Source organism: Erwinia plantamica (assembly GCF_043420595.1).
Taxonomy (GTDB): Bacteria; Pseudomonadota; Gammaproteobacteria; order Enterobacterales; family Enterobacteriaceae; genus Erwinia; species Erwinia aeris.
This window is the reverse complement of sequence record NZ_JBGCUC010000008.1, coordinates 58457-72324: the sequence shown is the minus strand read 5'-3', so window position 1 is coordinate 72324 and position 13868 is coordinate 58457. Positions and strand designations below refer to the sequence as shown.

Sequence of the window (13868 nt, the reverse complement as noted above, 5' to 3'; positions counted from 1 at the left end):
TGGCGGGTTGGTACCACGTTTACATCCCTGATAGCGCTATTGCAGATCGCCAAAACTTCGTAAAGAAGCCGCGATCGGAAAAAAGCAAACGTTTAACCCGACAGGCATAATGCCCTTTTTATAAAGGCAAACGATTATCCTGCCTTTAAGGCCGCCTTTTCAACTGCTGATGCCGGGAAGGCGGCAGATTTTCGTCTCTTTTACGTCCGCGCCTGCCTGAGCAGACTTTAGCTGGCTCGCCGACAAGCGCGGTCATAGCACTTTCTTATGGTCGCGGGCGCGATGAAACGTCAGGGGCCGCCGCGCGATGATTCATTCAAGAGTGAGCGCACCGCCTTTTTGCAGCGCCCGCTGCCAGGCCGCACGGCTTTGGACTTTCTTCAGCCAGCCCTGAATGGCAGGGGAGTCGCCTGCGCCGCCGCGCGCGCTGAGCGCCTGAAGCGGAAAGCTCATCTGCACGTCGGCAATGCTGAAGCGCGACCCCGCAAACCATTCGTTGCCCGCAAGGTGTTGCTCGATAAATTCGCGATGGGTGGCGAGCTGCTTATCCAGGAACGCCTTCTGCACACCCTTGCCAAAGGCGCGGCCCACCGGCCGCAGCAGCCACGGCACCGGCGCCTCGCCCATTCGGCTGAAAATCAGCTTCATCACCAACAGCGGCATCAGTGAACCTTCCGCATAGTGCAGCCAGTAACGAGACTCGATACGCTCATCTTCCGTGGTGAGTTTCAGACGATTTTCTGCGTCATAGTGCTCCGCCAGGTATTCCAGGATTGCGCCGGACTCTGCAATCACCCGATTTCCATCGGTGATCACCGGCGATTTGCCGAGAGGATGCACTTTTTTCAGCGAATCGGGCGCCAGCATCGTTTTTTCGCGCTGGTACAGTTTGATTTGATAAGGCGTTTCCAGCTCTTCCAACAGCCAGAGAATACGCTGCGAACGGGAGTTGTTCAGGTGGTGAACGGTGATCATGACCTTTCCTTGTGCGTAAACGAAGTGCTATCAGTATAGACGGCCTTATTTACGTTCAGGCTCCAGCAGGATTGCGCCCGTGCCGCGCTCGCTCAGGCGGTCATCCGGGTTGCGCAGCGGACAGTCCTCCATCGATAAACAGCCGCAGCCGATACAGCCATCCAGATCGTCGCGCAGTCGGATCAGCGTATCAATGCGGCTGTCCAGCTCCTCGCGCCATTTACGGGTCAGCAGCGCCCACTCTTTAGGCGACAGCCGCTTGCCCGGCGGAAACTGCACCAGGTGCTCGCCGATGGTCGCCAGCGGGATGCCGATCCGCTGGGCGATTTTAATGACCGCCACCCGGCGCAGGACATCGCGATGATAGCGGCGCTGGTTGCCGCCGTTGCGAAAGCTGACGATCAGGCCTTTGCTTTCATAAAAATGCAGCGTCGAGACGGCGACGCCGCAGCGTGCGGCCACGTCGCCGGGCGTCAGTTCGCGCTTGTTCAGTACGGGATTTTTTTTCATTTTGCGCTTTACCTCAAGTTAACTTGAGGAATTATACTCCAGCCCTTAAGAAGGCGAACCCCTCTTTTTCGCCATAGCGATCGGCCGCCAGCCCCAGGGAGAAGACCAGTATGCATGATGAGATTATTCACGCGCTTACCGACTGGATTGACAGCAATCTGGACAAAACGCTTTCTATCGATGACGTTGCGGCGCGATCCGGCTATTCGAAATGGCACCTGCAGCGCATGTTCCGCGCCGTGACCAAACAGACGCTGGGCAACTATATTCGTGAGCGTCGCCTGACGCTGGCCGCGAAAGAGCTGCGCCAGACGCAGCGTCCGGTGTTTGATATCGCCATGCAGTATGGCTATGACTCGCAGCAGACTTTCTCGCGCGTTTTTCGCCGCCAGTTTTCCCAGACGCCGACGGCCTGGCGCAACACCATGCGCCGTCAGCAAAAGCGTCCGCTCTATTTTGACTGCTCTGAATTCCCGTCAGCGGTCAGCACCAACGGCTAAACGCTTTCGCACTCCAGCGCCGCCGACGCCTGCCGCCTGCTCCAGAGCGCGGGCGAAAAATACCAGCCGCCGCCCAGCGCTTTGATGTGGTACATCGCCGCATCGGCCTGGGCGATGGTCGCCTCGCCGGTATGATGATTTTTCGCCAGCGCGATGCCGATACTCAGCGACTGGGTAAGGATCGTGCCGTCGTCCAGCCTTATGGGTTCACGCATCGCCTCAATGACGCTTTGCGCAACGCAGCCTGCCTGCTCGCCGCTGTCAATCGCTAACAGCAGTACCGCAAACTCATCCCCGCCTAGCCGCGCCACCAAATCGCCTTTGCGCAAGCGTGCGCGCAGGCGCTGTGCGGTAATGGTCAGAACCCTGTCGCCAGCAGCATGGCCGTAGCGATCGTTTACCTCTTTAAAACGGTCGCCGTCGATAAACAGCACCGCCACCCGCGCGGCGGTCAAAGGATTGTCCAGCTGTTTGTGCAGCTCCTGCTCAAAAGCCGTGCGGTTTGGCAGGCCGGTTAACGCATCGTGCCGCACCTGATGGGCCAGCGTGGCATTCTCGCTTTGCAGATGGCGCTGCCAGTCGGCCAGCTCGTCCAGCAGGCTGTTAAAGTCGCCGCTCAGCTTGTTTAATTCGGCAATAGAAGAAGAAGGCACGCGCAATGAAAAGGCTCGTCGCCTGCGTACTTCATGCGCCACGCAGGCGATGTTTGACAGCGCGCTGACGATGCCTGAATGCATTCGGCGCGACAGATAAAAGGCCAGCAGCGCGGAGAGCAACATGCTGCATCCCAACCATGTCAGCGCCTGATAAAGATAATGCATTACCCGACATCCATCGCCGGTCAGCCAGATGGTGCCAATTTCTTTACCGCCGCGCAGGACGGGGATCTGCACCGGTTTGGGAAATAACCAGCGCGATACCAGCTCGCTGAAGGCGCTCTTGTCGCGATTATCGTTTGCAGCCCAGCTTGCCAGCAAACGGCGATCCGCATCGAGGATCCGAGCCTGACCAAACTGTGTTTTCGCGCCGATAGCCTGGAGGATAGCGCGCGCCGCTGCGCCGTCACCTGTCGCTACCGCCTGCCCGGCGCTGTAGCTGATGGTCGTCGCCAGCAGCTCGGAATTGTTTTCGGCGTAGTTACGCAAAGCCAGCACCGAAAGCAGCGAGAGCGAAATGCCGCTGAACGTTAGCGAGACAAGAATAATAGTTAAATGAATACGCCGTAGCGACTTGCGTAGCGTAGGCAGCGGCTTAGCTGCCGGTTGCGCGGTAATGTTTCCCGCGGGACGGTCATGATCCATGATTCCTCCCACGCCAACCGAACGGATCTCCGCTCATGCAGCGCTTCTGCATTGGGGGCTTGCGTTGGCGACCGCCCGTAGCAGTAACGCTGCCGGGACCAGGCTGCTGCCCCGATCTGAGGTAAAGAGCAAGCTGCACGCGAGGGGAATGTTGTTTGCGGGCAAAAAATGGCTTTTCGACCCTGAACAGCCACAGGCAAACAGGCAGGCTCCGGTTATCTGACGTAAAATTCCTGCTATTGCCATCCTGTGCGCGTTTACCGCTGATAGCTTATGCAGGAAATAAAATGGCAAAAATTAGTTTTCAAAAATCCTACAACTCCTCTTCATCCCATACAACTTTTAACAGGTCAGATTCATCCCAAAGGAGCCGACTATTGCCAGATAATTTGGCATAATTCAGCGAACAGATAAAAATAACGGCGCGGAGAAATAAGTTAAAAGCGCTAAGGCAATTTCGGAACGGTGGGCGAAATGATGTAAATTACTCTCATTCCTTGTCTCAAAAATAACCTGAGTTTGAACGTAATTTAAAAAGATATTAACTTTTTCAGGCGCTATTTAACGCCCGCCGCGCAATATCACCGCTAACTTACGGGAAATAAATGTGATTATTGTGCGCGATCAAAAAACGCCCATAAGCGGTCTTAAAAGTGTTCAAAACTCGCCTGACGCAATGCTATAATGTGACCGTCATCACACTTACTCCCTGTATCCGCCCCGATGAAAAGCAATCCTGGCCTTTTCGTCCGGACAGATGACGCTTTTTCTATTGCCAGGCCTGATTGACGCGGAGTTTCAGAGATATGGGTACCTTAACCGCTAGCCTGGTGCTGATGAGATGGGAACTGGTTAGTGCAGTCATGATGTTTCTCGCCAGCACCTTTAACGTAAAATGTCGTCAGTCCAGCCGCAACGGCATGGCCTTCATTTTTACCGGCGTTGGCATAGGCATGTCGTGTTGGTTCGTCACCGGCCTGTTAGGTATCACGCTGAGCATGGATAACCTGCTTAACTTCTGGCATATCACCAAAGACGTGTTTGTCGATGTCATGAGCCATACGCCAGCCGATTATCCTCTGCCATAAAAGCGTAAAGCCGCATGAAGATCATGCGGCTTTCGTCTTTATACTTTCTTCAGCGTCCCGGCCATCGCCGCCGCTTCGCCGCCAATCGCCTTCAGCGTTTTTGGCTTACGTTCCTGTAGCCACATGTCGCCCATCATCTTATCCAGCCCCTGATCCAGACCGGTTACCATGCCTGCGCCCGGCGTGAAGGTCAGCTCGCCGAAGTAGATTTGCCCTTCGCTGATATACCAGTCAACGCGCACGTAATCGAAGTCGCTGGCCAGCTTTTTGCTCAGCGCCAGCGCTTTTTCCAGCGTTTCCAGGTCGCCGCTGATATCCAGCCCCGTATCACGGATCTTATAGAAGCAAGATTTCAACGTGTTAACGTAGAAGTTCATCGACAGCGGCGCATTGCCGCAGCGATTATAGATAATCTGCAAAACGTACTCGAAAGTACCGTCTTTCTTGTTAAACATGTGAAACTTGTAGTCAACGGCGGCAAATTTACCGTCGCCGACGTATTGCTCAACCAGAATGCGCGGCTTGATATAGCGATAGTGAATCTCACGCGCTTCGTGCGAGAAATCCCGGCTCAGCCACTCTTCGCAGCGCTTGATCAGCAGCTGTTTCTGCAAACAGTCCGGCTCTTCCAGCAAAATCTCCACCATGCCTGACCCGTGATTGGGCTTCACCACGGTGTTCTTCAGCGAGCTAAGCCCCAGCAGCGTGACAGGATCGGCTGTTTCATGCAGCAGTGGGATTAAATATTCATCCCCAATGGTCTGAGAAATATAGTCACGAACCAACAGCTTATCGGACAGCATGCCATAACGCAGGTAGTCGCCGGTGACGAATTTGCGGTACAGAACTTTCTCATTAAACAGTTTCGGCTGGTGTATGTTGGGTAATTTTTTAAATTTATGCAGATAATAAATTCTGTCCTGGTAGGACCAGGGCATTTTTTTGAAAAGGAACAGGAAACCTTTTCTTATTTCTGCTTTGAGTTTTAGCATTTTCGACCTCATTTGCAGGCTTTATAATTGTTTGAGGAAAAATTTCTTCAAAATAGCGTTTTCTCGCCATCCGAAATCGCGACACCCGCGTCTCATTTTTCCCGGCAGACATAAAAAATCCGTCAGCTGCTTTACCCGTTTATGCAGTTTTCCTGCGCACGGTCTCTGCTTCCTGCAAGGCAACACCAGATTCATGCCTCTGGCGTCAGAAGAGAGAAAACTGACTGACGAAAAGCCCGTTAAGGACGCGCTGAGCAGATTCCTGCTTGCGGTAGTGCCCTTCGCGGGACGACAACTCCATTTTTACTGAACAGAGCGGCCTGCGGCCGTCCTGGGTTTTATTACTGTTTCTTCTGCGCCGTCGACGGCGCGCTTTCCTGCCGCTCCGCCTGGGTGGCTGATTGACCATCCTGCAGCCACATCTTGCCCATCATTTCGTCCAGCCCGTGCTTCAGCACCGGCATCAGGCCTGCGCCTGGTGTAAAGGTCAGCTCGCCAAAGTAGACGTCGCCCTGGCTGATATACCAGTCAACCCGTACGTAATCGAAATCGCTGGCCAGCTTTTTGCTCAGCGCCAGCGCCTTCTCCAGCGCGGCCCGGTTGTGGCTGATATCCAGTCCGGCAGTATCAAAGCGGCGGTAGAAGCAGCTATCAAGATTATTGACATAGAACAGCATCGACAGCGGTTGATTATCGCTACGGTTAAACACCACCTGCAGCACATACTCAAAGTGGCCGTCCTGCTTGTTAAACATATGAAACTTGTAATCAATCGCCGTAGACTTACCGTCTCCTACCCGCTGCTCAACCATGATCTGCGGTTTGATATAGCGGTAATGGATTTCACGCGCTTCGTGCGAATAATCTTTTGTCAGCCACTCGCCACAACGTTCAATAAGCTGATGTTTTTCGACAAAATCAGGTTCTTCTACAAAGACTTTAACCATCCCTGAACCGTGGTTTGGCTTAATGACCGTATCTTTTAGCGTTTCCAGCTCAAACAGCGTCTCAGGATTATCCGTGGTGTGTAACAAAGGGATCAGGTATTCCTCACCAATCTTGTGGGAAATATAATCCCGCACCAGGATCTTATCTGATAACGCGGCGTAACAATCGTAATCGCCTTTAATAAACTTGCGAAACAGTACCTTTTCATTAAAAGAATCAGGATGACGAATATGCGGCATCCGTTTAAACCGATGAAAATAATATAATCTGTCCTGGCAAGACCACGGCATAATTCGGATGCAATTCAGGGCGGCCTTTTTAAGTTGTTTTTTTGCGTCTACCATTTTCTTACTCACCTATAGGTTTTGTAGTTGAGTGAGGAAAGCTGCATCTTAAGAATGACCCCATTCTTAAAGAAATAATTCATCAGCGTCAGGGATAACAGTTCCGTGACCAGCACGCTCCACGCGGCACCCGTCAAGCCCCAAAAACGAATGAAAAACCAGTTGGTTACTACGCTGACCGCCACCAGTAAAATAATTTTTACCAGCAGATAATTAAAACCGCCCTCTTTCACCATGTAGCGATAGGCTACGGTACCCATTGCTGAAAAGCAGGTCGCCAGAGAAAGCAACGTGACCAGATCGCCTGATTGCTGATAGTCATGACCGTAAAGCAGGCTGACAATTTTTTCGCCGAACAGCGCAACAATCAGCAGCATAAACAGTGAAACGGCCATAACGTAGCCGTTAAGCCTGGCGGCCAGTCTCAAAGCTACATCCGCCCGCTCGCGGAAAATTTCCGAGAAGCTGGAGGTGATAATCGCCACCGGGATAAATATCCATGAGGCAGAAATCGTATTCGCAGCGGTAAACAGCCCAAGCTCGTGTGCCGATCCCACGCCGACCAGGAAAAACTGCGCCAGCTTCACCTGAACAGAAATAAACACGCTGGAGATCGCCAGCGGCAGTCCCGCATGGAACAGATAGCGCAGATAGCTGCGGTGCTTGCGCCTGGTTGGCGGGCTGATGGTGTTTTTTTGATAAAACATCGTCCGCTTAATCAGGTACGGCACCAGCGTCACCGCAACAATCGAGAAGGACAGCAGTAGCGGATTAAGCTTGAACCACGCAATAGCAAAGCTAATGGCGAAACTGATAATCATTCCCGTTGCGTTCGCAACCGTGTTCATCCGCGATTCCAGTCGCGCATTGTTATAAACGCTAAAAATATCCTGGGTCACGAAAATAGCCGACAGAAACGACGCCACGGCAAAAATCAAAAAATTTTCACGCATCTCCAGCCAGACCCACGCCAGCACCGGCAAAGAAAGTAATAATAACAATGCCATACGCAGCTGTTTTGCCACGGCCATCAGCCGCAGGCCTTTCGCCGCGCTTTTGCTGATGCTTTTAAACAGGATGGTTTCCGTACCAAAAATCGCTACGGTTTGAACAATGGAAAAAATGGATGCAGAAAATGCGATTTGCCCAAAAACAGATGGCCCAAAAGATTTTGCAACATAGGATGTAACAAAAATTACACCAAAAACCGAAACCACCTTCTCTGACATCATCCAGGCAGCGTTCGTAACGACACTGTGTTTCATTGAAGCTTCCTTCGTAGAACTAATAACTTATAACGAAAGTCAGTACATCCTTGTCTATCACAGAGAAAATAAACCTGGCCTGGGCCTGGCAAAATAAGCGTCCGGAATATTATTTTACGGGCGATAGCGCACCGCTCTTATTTAAAAGATTTTATTTTATCAGATCGTTTTTTTAACGAACCGTCTGATTCTTCCTGGACTTGATACTGGTTAGCAACCCACCTCAGCACGAACAACGCTGGAGAATATCCTGGCACAGTTTTTTTCTTCCGCCTGCTGGATCATTCTGAATTACTAACTGGCCTTGCTGCTGGCATGAATCGAATTTATAACAAAAAGCGCTTTATCGAAAGCTAACCAGGTGCTTTGCAAATAAAATAGGAGAAATCCCATGATGATATTTATTCATAATCCCTTAACTTAAAGCCTGCAATTCAAATCGCGCACTTAACGTCGCTGTCCTGATTAATGGATAAATTAGATCCATTCTTTAGTGCAGCCATTCTCATCACTTTATAGTTAAGAAAGGTAATAGCATCCATGAGAAAGTCACGATATACAGAAGAGCAAATCACCAGTGCCATTAAAGCATCTGAATGCGGCGTAAAGGTTAAGGAGATTTGTGAAGAACTGGGGATTTCTGAGGCCACATTCTACAGCTGGAAAAAGAAATACGCCGGGCTATTCTCGGAAGAAGGAAGAAAAATCAAGGAGTTAGAAGAGCGCGTACACAGTATGGAACGCGAACTCCAGATGCTCTCTTCAGATAAAGAAATGCTGCAGAGCGTATTGAAAAACTTCTTTACTACCAATGATAAGCGTCAGGCGGTTAATTTTCTTCAGGATACTTTTGATATCGGCACGCGCCGGAGCTGCCGCTTGCTGGATATTAGCCGCAGCGTTTATCATTATCCTTACAACTGTGAGAATCAATAATTGCGACGCAGTGCGCAATTTTTTTACTGTTCAGGACCAAATTAAAATATTCCGATCTTTAATTAAAAAGTACCGTTCCTTTTTATGGCGACCTGATTCGGTGATGAGTTTATTCCTATAAACCCGCCTCACCAGGCTACCACAATTGATCGTCACCAGAAAAATTATTTTACTTTCATACAGTTAAGAGCGCATTTATCTTTTTGGTCAACGATAAATGCGCCAATTCTGACATAAAACCTTCTTACAGATCGACCCGAAAACCCGGCATCTACTTCAGTAATGATAATGCTTATCAGTTTACGAATGGTTTACAGTTCTCACTGTTCTCTGCCGTTCACCATGCGTCCTTTCGCGTGAAAACCCCGCCACTCCGGCCTCCTCCGTTTCGCTACCCTGCTTTCAAGACCAATGATAATGCAACAGACCTTAACATTCCTGACCTTTACGACCGACATTGATGTGCAGAGTTAATCTTTTCCTGTGATTTATTAATGTATCCATCTGCCGGGCATCGTCCTTTCTTCCGTTTCTGTTCATTAAAATTTGAGTTAAAAATGGTTTATTGCTGCTAAAACAGTCTCAAAAAACAAGCAATATTGAATGTGTAGTAAGAATTGACTGTGTTTGAAAATAACCAAATCCGATTAGCGATTATTCTTATAGCGGAACAATCGGTCCCTGTGTCATAGCGGTCTTTGATGGAAGCCGCTTTTTTTCCTCACCGCATCGGAAAAAAAACGTGATAAAAATCACACATAGAGCTAAAAACTTCCGGAAATTACAGCCAGCGGCAATAAAAAAAGAGCACGAAAAGCGCTCTTTTTTTTACCTTAATCAAAATAGTTTGCCAAAGGCTGTGCCTTTTTCGGCCAGTCTCTTAAGAAAAGACGGATTTCTTAACCGGTTCAGGTTGGATACGTGTCGCCAGCACTACGCCCGCTATCAGGGCCAGAATGCCGCAGACCGTTACTGCTGAAGGCCAGCCCTGCCTTAATAAAAAGGTGTAGGCCAATGCCGCCAGCGTTTCAAAAACAATCAGCGGGCCAACCAATACGGTGGGTAAACGCTGGCTGGCTTCGTTCCAACACAAAGCGCCCAGCCAGGAGCAGAACAGGCCCAGCGCGATCATTAAGGCGATAAAAAGAGCGGGATGGGGGCCAAAAGGCAGCGAAAAGTCGGGACGGGTAACGTGCAGCTGAATGCTCACCAGCAAATAGCCCACCAGTGCCAGCGGCAGCGTGGCTATGCCTTGCGCCGTCGCCCAGGTCGTCGCGCTTTTCTGCGGATGCGCGCGTAACCAGCGAGCGTTGCGTAGCGGATACCATGTCCAGCAAATCATCGCCATTACCGCCAGCCCTATGCCGCTCAGATAACGTGGCAGATCGCCATGCTGAGCGCTATCCTGCCATTCCGCAACGTTGACGCAGCCTAATCCCAGCGCGATCAGCAGCAGTACCGGCACCAGCTTTCGCCACGGCAGCCGCCCTTCATGGTGCCCATAAAACAGGTTAGCGCTGACGGAAATAACTACCGGCAACGTGCCGATAATCATACTGGAAACGGGTGCGCCGGTACGCTGAATAGCACTGGCTAAAAAGGTGTAATAAAGAAGGTTACCGATCAGCGCCAGTTTGAGTGCTTCTTTCCAGTCGCCGCGCGACAGCTGACGCAACCGGCGTCGATCCTGCCACGCCAGCGGCAGAGCAATCAGGCCGAAAGCCACATAGCGGCCTACCGACTGTAGCGCGCCCGGGTAATCCGGCACCAGCAGAGGCACCACAAAAATAAGTCCCCACATCAGTCCCGCGCTCAGGGCAAAAAAGACACCAGCAAACATAAACAGCGATCCCGTTAATTAAAGCGAAAACGCTATTCTGACGCGCCGTCAGGGGAAAAGATTGTAGCAGATTGCGCTTAGCCTCTTATCTGCTTCTGATAGCGCACCGGGGTAGTGCCGTAGCGGTTAGCGAAGCTGCGGGTCAGATGAGCCTGATCGGTCAGGCCTACCGCCAGCGCGACGTCAGCGGCCGGGCGGCCCGAGGCCAGCAGCTCTTTTGCGCGCCACAGGCGAAACGCCATCAGCATCTGATGCGGCGTAACGTGATACTGCGCCTTGAACTGTCGTTGAAAATGCCAGGGACTGAGCGAGGCCAGCGCGGCCAGCTCGTTCAGGGTGATATTGTCAGCAAGGTTGTCGCGTAAATACTCTTTTATGAGGTCGAAGCGGTGCTTGGGCGCGGCTGCCATCTTATCGCCAATCCGGGCGCAGGGACGCAAAAGGTCGATCGCTGTCAGTAAAATGCCGTCTCTCGCCAGCGGATCCCGCACCTGCCAGAGCATAGCCAACAGCGCGGAAAGCTGGGCCGCTCGAGGCGGATCGAAGCACACCGCCTCGGTAAACCACCAGCCCTGCTCGCCCGTTATGGCGGCCAGCCGCGCCGGATCGAGATAGAGCATACGATACTGCCACCCTTCTTCGCTGGCCGATTCGCCTGTATGCAGCTCGTCCGGATTCATTAACACCAGCGATTGCGCGGGTGCCGTATGCACAGCGCCGCGATAGCGAAAACGCTCCGCGCCTGCGTCTATCGTGCCGATGCCGAACGCCTCATGCGTGTGCGGCTCAAAGGCGTAGCGCGAAATATGCGCCTGATAAAGCTCTACGCCCGTCAGGCCATCAAGCTGGCAAAAGCGGGCGCGATCTTTTTCATCATTAAACTGCGCGGGAACACCCTGCAAGCCAGCCTCCGGAAAATTGAGCGAGGAACCCTCTTCTGCTTAATACAAAAGTATAACGTTAGCAGCGAACGTCATCCTTAATTTGTCTGTTTCCTGCAATTGATTTGGCATAAGTGATTAATAAATTAAACATTCATTCAACCAACAAGCAATGCTCTTAACTTGTAAATCGTCATTTACTCAATGTTGAGGTTGCCGGTGTTCAACTGAGTTTTTTCCACTGGAACGCCGAAGATGTCCGATATCACACTTACGTCAGGTCAGGAGAGCAGCCTGACCCTTTTTCTGTCGCTGGTTACGGGCAGGCTGAAACCGGGCAAGCTGTGGTATGACCGGGAATATCGCCTCAAGTATTTGTTCCGCTCGCTCGCCTGTCCGCGGCAGACCCTGAAACTGACCGATGCGATTATTCATGAGCCGGTGATGCGTGAAATACTGGCCGTCCAGCATACGCTGCCGAGCAAGATCCATCGCCCCTATCTCTATGGCGGCATGCCGGTGGCGGATCGGGCCGGGGCGATTATCGCACACTACCGATTCGCCAGAGACCTGCCTTACTCTGTCTTTCGTCAGGCGCTGCTCAGCCAACAAGGGGCGGAGCTGCTGCGTTTTGCAGGCAAAGGTGGCGAAAGCTTTTCCATTACCATGGCCTGTACCGGACGCTGTGAAAGAGAAGGCGAGGTCAATCTGTTTTTCAGCCAGGACGGGATCAAGCTGGCGATAGTGACCTTTGCCGTAACCGAGCAGCAAGGTGAAAAGGTAGCGATCGTCGGCGGTATTCAGGGCGCGCATCGCGATACGCCGCACGAGCTGATCCGTTCGGCGACCAAGGCCTGCTATGGTTTATTTCCGAAACGCCTGCTGATGGAAACCCTGGCGCTGTTCTGTAAGGCAACGGGGATTTCGCAGATCCAGGCCGTCAGCGACACCGGCCATATTTTCCGCAGCTGGCGCTATCGCCTGAAAAAGAAGAGTTTGTTTCATGCCAGCTATGACGAATTCTGGCAGACGCTTAACGCTGTGCCGCTGTCGTCAAAACTCTGTCGCTTGCCGACGACGTTTGCACGCAAGCCGCTGGAGGAGATAAGCAGCAAGAAACGGTCGGAGTATCGGAAACGCTACGAGCTGCTGGACGCCCTGGCCGGGCAGTTCACCGCGCATATCCGCTGAGCCGCGTGCCACAGGTGACCGTACCGGCCCGCGTGCGGTTCACCTTAGCGGCTTTCCTTTACCACATCATCAATTTTCCAGCCGTCGCGATCTTTGCGCATCGTGACCAGCAGCAGCTGACGATCCTCTGGATCCTTGCCCAGCGCCACGTCGCCGGAGGCGGTTTCGCCGTTGACGGTAAACCGGCTTACGCTGACGTGATCCACCCAGCTGTCGCTGTAATCCTGATCCTGCAAAAAGAAATCGTCGTCCATGCCGTCAGGGCTTTTGATCAGCACGTTGATCTTTTGCAGCAGCTGCGGCGTGACATACTGATTTAACACCGGATCGTGCTCGTCGATCGGGCTTTCATCCTTGCTCAACGCGTTAAGATACCAGCTGTAAAAATCCTGGCTTACCTTTTGCGGATCCTGTTCCGCCGCGCCGGCCTGCGACGCCAGTAGCGCTATGCCCAGCGCCAGTATCCATTTTTTCATCAACAAATCTCTGCCCGTTACGCTTTTACGTGGCGGCTCCACGCTGCCGGTTAATTTACCTTTTCATCGCCCTGAATGAACCCGTTTCCGCATTATTTTTGGTAAATGTTTATACCGTGTCGCGCCGTAGCCAACGGGCCATGACTTTAGCCAGGGCAGCAGGCGCCGCAGCGGCCTGATAACTGCAACAGCCTGCAAATCCGGACGACAAATGCGAGCCATGCCGAAGTCCTCAATGTTTTTCCGCTGCGCCGTCAGAAAACAGTGTCCGCTTTTTTTATGTGGTTATAAGATTATCGCGCTGCCGCAACTCCTGTCTTAATTATCGTAAGCGTCAGCTTTGCCGTTCAGACCGCAATGGAGAGCAAACAGATGGAAAGACGAGTCACCAGGCCGGAAACCGATGTCGGGCATATGCAGGAAGCTATTCAGGAAATCAAAAGCGACATCCGTGAGTTTAAAAAAGAGGCGCGCATGGATTTTCGCCTGCTGTTCGGCGCAATTGTGACCACAACTCTGGGGCTGGCTTTGCTGATAGCCAGGGGTTTTGCCTGGCTGTGACGCGGCCTGCCCGCTGGAGCCAGGTTATCCTTTACAAGCCGGGCCGGTTTCTGGCGGCAG

General features: G+C 52.1%; 14 protein-coding genes. 5 read left to right on the top strand and 9 right to left on the bottom strand.

The window, feature by feature from the left end; all coding sequences use genetic code 11:
• Positions 1-312: 312 nt before the first annotated feature.
• The gene (locus tag AB3U87_RS10390; protein ID WP_301252118.1) at positions 313-975 is read right to left on the bottom strand and encodes a glutathione S-transferase family protein; all 663 of its coding nucleotides are present in this window, start codon (positions 973-975) and stop codon (positions 313-315) included.
• Positions 976-1020: 45 nt separating this feature from the next.
• Positions 1021-1485 (bottom strand): redox-sensitive transcriptional activator SoxR, encoded by a 465-nt coding sequence (gene soxR, locus AB3U87_RS10385; RefSeq protein ID WP_301730344.1) that lies wholly within the window; start codon positions 1483-1485, stop codon positions 1021-1023.
• Between the two features lie 110 nt (positions 1486-1595).
• On the opposite strand from soxR, the gene soxS reads away from it, so the two are divergent.
• Complete coding sequence (gene soxS / locus AB3U87_RS10380; protein WP_125290210.1) at positions 1596-1985, top strand: superoxide response transcriptional regulator SoxS; 390 nt, start codon at positions 1596-1598, stop codon at positions 1983-1985.
• Here soxS and dgcN read toward each other — a convergent pair.
• On the bottom strand, positions 1982-3286 hold the full coding sequence (gene dgcN / locus AB3U87_RS10375) for a diguanylate cyclase DgcN/YfiN (protein WP_253456109.1): 1305 nt from the start codon (positions 3284-3286) through the stop codon (positions 1982-1984). The two genes, soxS and dgcN, sit on opposite strands and share 4 nt — an antisense overlap.
• A gap of 806 nt (positions 3287-4092) precedes the next feature.
• Between dgcN and AB3U87_RS10370 the strand changes: the two genes are divergently transcribed.
• Positions 4093-4374, top strand: a complete 282-nt coding sequence (locus AB3U87_RS10370; RefSeq protein ID WP_125290208.1) for a YjcB family protein — start codon at positions 4093-4095, stop codon at positions 4372-4374.
• A gap of 38 nt (positions 4375-4412) precedes the next feature.
• Here AB3U87_RS10370 and AB3U87_RS10365 read toward each other — a convergent pair whose 3' ends face one another.
• The 3 genes from AB3U87_RS10365 to AB3U87_RS10355 all read right to left on the bottom strand — a co-directional run bounded on the left by AB3U87_RS10365 (position 4413) and on the right by AB3U87_RS10355 (position 7923).
• Positions 4413-5366 (bottom strand): ATP-grasp fold amidoligase family protein, encoded by a 954-nt coding sequence (locus tag AB3U87_RS10365; RefSeq protein ID WP_253456112.1) that lies wholly within the window; start codon positions 5364-5366, stop codon positions 4413-4415.
• A 341-nt stretch (positions 5367-5707) separates the two neighbouring features.
• A complete protein-coding gene (locus AB3U87_RS10360; protein WP_367317863.1) occupies positions 5708-6553 on the bottom strand; it encodes an ATP-grasp fold amidoligase family protein in 846 nt (281 codons plus the stop codon).
• A gap of 113 nt (positions 6554-6666) precedes the next feature.
• On the bottom strand, positions 6667-7923 hold the full coding sequence (locus AB3U87_RS10355; RefSeq protein WP_301252115.1) for an MATE family efflux transporter: 1257 nt from the start codon (positions 7921-7923) through the stop codon (positions 6667-6669).
• 540 nt (positions 7924-8463) lie between these two features.
• Here AB3U87_RS10355 and AB3U87_RS10350 point away from each other — a divergent pair.
• Positions 8464-8859, top strand: coding sequence for a transposase (locus tag AB3U87_RS10350; RefSeq protein ID WP_125290204.1), 396 nt, complete (start codon positions 8464-8466; stop codon positions 8857-8859).
• An 880-nt stretch (positions 8860-9739) separates the two neighbouring features.
• Here AB3U87_RS10350 and AB3U87_RS10345 read toward each other — a convergent pair.
• Positions 9740-10699: a DMT family transporter gene (locus AB3U87_RS10345; protein ID WP_301252114.1), complete on the bottom strand. Its 960-nt coding sequence runs from the start codon at positions 10697-10699 to the stop codon at positions 9740-9742.
• Positions 10700-10776: 77 nt separating this feature from the next.
• Complete coding sequence (locus tag AB3U87_RS10340; RefSeq protein WP_394148926.1) at positions 10777-11601, bottom strand: AraC family transcriptional regulator; 825 nt, start codon at positions 11599-11601, stop codon at positions 10777-10779.
• Between the two features lie 234 nt (positions 11602-11835).
• Here AB3U87_RS10340 and AB3U87_RS10335 point away from each other — a divergent pair, with 234 nt between their 5' ends.
• Positions 11836-12771 (top strand): VirK/YbjX family protein, encoded by a 936-nt coding sequence (locus tag AB3U87_RS10335; RefSeq protein ID WP_253456127.1) that lies wholly within the window; start codon positions 11836-11838, stop codon positions 12769-12771.
• Positions 12772-12815: 44 nt separating this feature from the next.
• Here the strand turns inward: AB3U87_RS10335 and AB3U87_RS10330 are convergent, their stop codons facing one another.
• Positions 12816-13247, bottom strand: a complete 432-nt coding sequence (locus tag AB3U87_RS10330) for a DUF3828 domain-containing protein (protein ID WP_253456131.1) — start codon at positions 13245-13247, stop codon at positions 12816-12818.
• A 372-nt stretch (positions 13248-13619) separates the two neighbouring features.
• Between AB3U87_RS10330 and AB3U87_RS10325 the strand changes: the two genes are divergently transcribed.
• On the top strand, positions 13620-13808 hold the full coding sequence (locus AB3U87_RS10325) for a hypothetical protein (RefSeq protein WP_394148925.1): 189 nt from the start codon (positions 13620-13622) through the stop codon (positions 13806-13808).
• Positions 13809-13868 lie beyond the last annotated feature (60 nt).